Raw genomic sequence first — 3,511 nt, forward strand, 5'->3', positions numbered from 1 at the left:
CCTGGGCCGCTATGACTCGCATCGCGGGCGAAGTGTTGCCCAACCGGCGTATTCGCACTCTATGCGTATATGCCGCACACTACTTGTCATAATCATCAGTATCGGCCGCAGTGCCCTGTGGGGACGCGGGAGGGTGATGAACTGAGGGGCTTTCTGATGGACCCAGCTTTGTTGTTGTGGATGACAACACACGTGTGGGACTTGAACGGTTTAGAGCCGTCGACTGATCCCGCTGAGCGTTTCCGTCGGGGGTACTTCGCTGGAGGATACACCGGTGCCGCGTAACGGCTGCGACGCTGGCAAGGTAACGCGTGACGCTTCGCAAACGTGCCCACAATTTGCCCACACTTGAAAAAACTTTGAGTGAATCTGGATGCCTCATTGTGACTCAAAAACGTTGAATCCACGCGGCTCTTGACGCCATCGATGACACCGCGCGGACGGTTATTGGAGTTCGAATCCCTCCAGGGGCACTATAAGCAAAGGGATGCAGGGTGCGGATTGCTCCGGATTATCCCTGCATCCAACGCTTACCTGTCGTAAATGCTTCAAGAGCACTTACTACGAGGCCTTCTCACCAAGCCGCAGGCCAGGCTTCGGGGCCAGGTCGGTAAACGCAACACGAACATCGGTCCCGCAGCGATGACCTTCTCGACGTAGTGACGCTTCGTCACCTCGGTCCCCTTGCGGTCAGCGACTTTTAACGCCGTTTCCAGGTCAAAAAACTTGCGAAATCTTCGATAGCGCCGTTTTTCGTATGTGATGCGGCGTCATCCCGCCGAGCCTGGCGGCTTCTTGTATGTGTCGCCAAGACTCACGCATGGTGTGCGGGTCGAGTAGCTCATCGTTCCTCGAAGCGAAGAGCAATCCGCTCTGACCCGCGAGTAGTGCGCGGTTCCTCAGGATTAGGACAAGCCACTCGTGGATGATGACCGTGCGCGGGCCATCTACACCGTCTTGGGTGTGCAGTTGCCGGCTGTGCTTCTCGCCGACTGGTGTAATTACGGTGGCGGTGATGTTGACGCGCGGACTGACGTGGTTGTCTAAGTCGAGGTCCTCGACTTTGAGCGCAGCGATTTCACCGATACGGCCAGCTACGCCGAGCTGCGTTTCGAGGCAGCGGCTAGCCAGGTGTTCTGACGCATTCCACGAACCGCTTCGCGGAGCGTTACAAGCTCTTCGGTGGTCAGAGCGCGCGGCTTTGGCTTGTCCTTGACGGGCTTGGAGGCGTTGGCGATCGGGTTGCCGGTCACAGCGTCGCGCTGGGCGGCGAAAGCAAACGCTTGGTTTAGGAGGGTGCGGGCAATCTCCGCCTACCCAACACGCCTTCGCCGTTCCTTTCCAAGCCAGCGGTCCATGCGGCCGGTCGTTGCCTCGCGTAGCTTTACCGCGCCGAGTCCAGGAATGATGATTCGTTCAATGACATCGGTGTAGTTTCCTTTATTGCCCTCGTTCAGCTTGGAGGTTTCCATTTTCCAAGGCCACGAAACCTGCATCAACATCTCTATAGTCGAGTCGTTGTTAAGGTCTGCATCGCCGGAGTTAGCTCTGGCTTTGACTGCCGCCTCGAGCAATACCTTGGCAGTGGCCTTCGTCTTTCCTGTGCGTTCCATCGGCACTGTTTCTCGTGACCGCCGCGGTAGCGACAGCGTGCACGGATTTTTGGTCTGACGCTCCACCAACGTAGCGATCGCCGACCGGCAGTGTGACCCCACGATTAGATCTCCTTCCTTACGTTGTTGTGGTGGGTGATTTCGGGATCTTGCCCGAGTTCTTCGTAGCAGGCCGCCTCGGACGCCGGATGGTTGAACTTGCTGGCCTGGGGACGGCGACCGCGAAGCTCGGCCTACTACTGCGCCGCATAAGGGGCGTACCTCGTTCGTGCCTGCGGACCAGTCTTGGACCTGCCTCGAGCCAGCTCTCGACTGATCGTGGCAGCAGACCGGCCTACCAGAGCAGCGATCGCCCGCACGCCGGCGCCACCCAGGTGCAAGTCCGCGATCTGCAGTCGTTCCTCCAAAGACAAGTACCAGCCCGACCGCTCAGCCTCTGGAAGAGCGATCCGCCGTTCCCCTAAAGGCCATCGGGCGAGCCAACCCCTGACACTTCACTTTGTCCTCAATCTCCACAGATGAAGGTCTCCATGCGGAACATCGAATATCAGTACGAAAGCTTGTCCTCGACACTTACATCCGCAACATGCCACCGGCGAACCGAGACTTTTAGGAGGGTGTCGCCGCGCGGCATAGGATCGGGAACACGCGGCGACGAGGGAGACGAATGAGCGAGCTAGACCATCGGGTTCGGGCACTGTGGACGTTGTTCGAGCCGATCCACGCGGTGACGTATTTCTCGCCGGAGGCAAGGGAGGCGTTCGCGGATATCGGACTCATCCGTTATTGGGACGGGTACTTCGCAGGTCGCGCCGCCCCGCTCGGGGCCGTGACCGCCGCTCCGGTGGTGGCGATCTTCAGTGGGTTCGCTCCGTTCCTGGTCGAACGGGTGCTGCCGGCTGTGTGGTCGACGGTGACGGTAGACCGGGTCCTCGATGCGCGGTCGCGGGGTGCAGCAGCAACGTTGCGAAACCTTGTGCCCGATGAGCGATCTGTCACCGAAGCGGCTGACGCACTTGCCCAAGCCGCGGTTCGTGTCGACACCATAGGCCGACCACTTGCGGCGGCGAACAGCGCACTGCCGGTGGAGTCGGATCCGTATCGCCGTCTCTGGCAGGCCGCGGCCACTCTCCGAGAGCATCGCGGAGACAGTCATGTGATCGCACTGGTCGAGGGAGGGATCGCGGGCATCAGCACTCTCGTGTTGCGCAGCGCGGTGGATATCGACGCGACGAGCGTGAGGAAGGCACGTGGCTGGACAGAGGAACAATGGGCAGCCGAAGTTGAAGAACTCGCGGCTCGCGGGCTGCTGACGGGCCAGGGCGAGATCAGTGAAAAGGGCAGAGCAGCACTCGATCGCGCCGAGCATGTGACCAACCAATTGGCCGTCCTTCCGTGGAGCGGAGTGACCGACGACGAGATCGCGGGTGTCGCCCGAACAATCGCGCCCATCGCGAGAGCGTGCCAAACGGTCTTCCCGTTTCCAAACCTGATCGGGATGCCCCGGCCGTGGGATCCGAACCTCGACCCGAACGCATCTTCCGTCCCGACGTCGCCGCGCGCGAGCTGAAAAGGTTCCACTGTGACGCACTGGCGCGAGCTGACCTCTGATTCGTCAATGTGCTGTCAATTTGCGTCGCTCAATGTTCGGCTTATTCCAAGGACACGCTACAGCCTCTGGTCGGCACGATTTTCTTTGGTAATTTGTCCTATCACGCGACGCTTCGATCGTGTGGACCCGGTCGGGGGATCAGGGTGCTGCGGCGAAATTTAGGGCTCTGGGATCACGAAGTGAGCGACGACGATCAGGAGCAATATGAACCGTCCCGGGTTTCATACCGCCGTTTTGTTGGCGGCTTCGATATTTATCGGGCCGTTTGTTTCAGCGTAGTAGTTGC

General features: G+C 59.8%; 4 protein-coding genes and 1 pseudogene. 1 reads left to right on the plus strand and 4 read right to left on the minus strand.

Annotation, left to right across the window (positions count from 1 at the left end; translation table 11 throughout):
• Positions 1-717: 717 nt before the first annotated feature.
• From CXY71_RS22490 to CXY71_RS00395, 4 genes and pseudogenes are all read right to left on the minus strand, one after another.
• Positions 718-1,131 (minus strand): tyrosine-type recombinase/integrase, encoded by a 414-nt coding sequence (locus tag CXY71_RS22490; protein WP_368665841.1) that lies wholly within the window; start codon positions 1,129-1,131, stop codon positions 718-720.
• Positions 1,095-1,253, minus strand: coding sequence for a hypothetical protein (locus tag CXY71_RS21595; RefSeq protein WP_233204307.1), 159 nt, complete (start codon positions 1,251-1,253; stop codon positions 1,095-1,097). The genes CXY71_RS22490 and CXY71_RS21595 overlap by 37 nt, the downstream gene beginning before the upstream one ends.
• A gap of 60 nt (positions 1,254-1,313) precedes the next feature.
• The gene (locus tag CXY71_RS00390) at positions 1,314-1,613 is read right to left on the minus strand and encodes a hypothetical protein (RefSeq protein ID WP_104133768.1); all 300 of its coding nucleotides are present in this window, start codon (positions 1,611-1,613) and stop codon (positions 1,314-1,316) included.
• Between the two features lie 296 nt (positions 1,614-1,909).
• A pseudogene (locus CXY71_RS00395) lies at positions 1,910-2,062 on the minus strand (helix-turn-helix domain-containing protein); the annotation flags it as partial.
• Positions 2,063-2,280: 218 nt separating this feature from the next.
• Here CXY71_RS00395 and CXY71_RS00400 point away from each other — a divergent pair.
• The gene (locus CXY71_RS00400; RefSeq protein ID WP_199184125.1) at positions 2,281-3,183 is read left to right on the plus strand and encodes a hypothetical protein; all 903 of its coding nucleotides are present in this window, start codon (positions 2,281-2,283) and stop codon (positions 3,181-3,183) included.
• The last annotated feature ends 328 nt before the right edge of the window (positions 3,184-3,511 follow it).

The sequence above is a fragment of the Cryobacterium sp. Y62 genome (assembly GCF_002929785.1).
In the GTDB taxonomy this organism is placed as follows: Bacteria; Actinomycetota; Actinomycetes; order Actinomycetales; family Microbacteriaceae; genus Cryobacterium.